This window comes from Bacillus sp. 05T21 (genome assembly GCF_056396785.1).
Window position 1 is genome coordinate 1 of the sequence record NZ_JBFTMD010000113.1, and the last position, 405, is coordinate 405.

Sequence of the window (405 nt, forward strand, 5' to 3'; positions counted from 1 at the left end):
AGCTTCAGCTGGGAGAGCACCTGCCTTACAAGCAGGGGGTCGGCGGTTCGATCCCGTCATCCTCCACCATTTAGCCGACTTAGCTCAATTGGTAGAGCAACTGACTTGTAATCAGTAGGTTGGGGGTTCAAGTCCTCTAGTCGGCACCAGAAAATCATGGCGGTTGTGGCGAAGTGGTTAACGCACCGGATTGTGGCTCCGGCACTCGTGGGTTCAATTCCCATCAGTCGCCCCATTTTTTCTTTTTAAATTATAACATGCGGGTGTGGCGGAATTGGCAGACGCACTAGACTTAGGATCTAGCGCCTTTGGCGTGGGGGTTCGACTCCCTTCACCCGCACTTTTAATAAAATAACTCAAACATGTCTTGCGGAAGTAGTTCAGTGGTAGAATACAACCTTGCCA

The 405-nt window shown here is 50.6% G+C and carries 3 tRNA genes; all 3 read left to right on the plus strand.

The features are described 5' to 3' along the window. Window positions 1-73: 73 nt before the first annotated feature. Window positions 74-149 (plus strand) — tRNA-Thr (locus AC1DKZ_RS33130). Window positions 150-159: 10 nt separating this feature from the next. Next, window positions 160-235, plus strand: a tRNA-His gene (locus tag AC1DKZ_RS33135). Window positions 236-259: 24 nt separating this feature from the next. Next, window positions 260-340: transfer RNA gene (locus tag AC1DKZ_RS33140), tRNA-Leu, on the plus strand. Window positions 341-405: the final 65 nt, after the last annotated feature.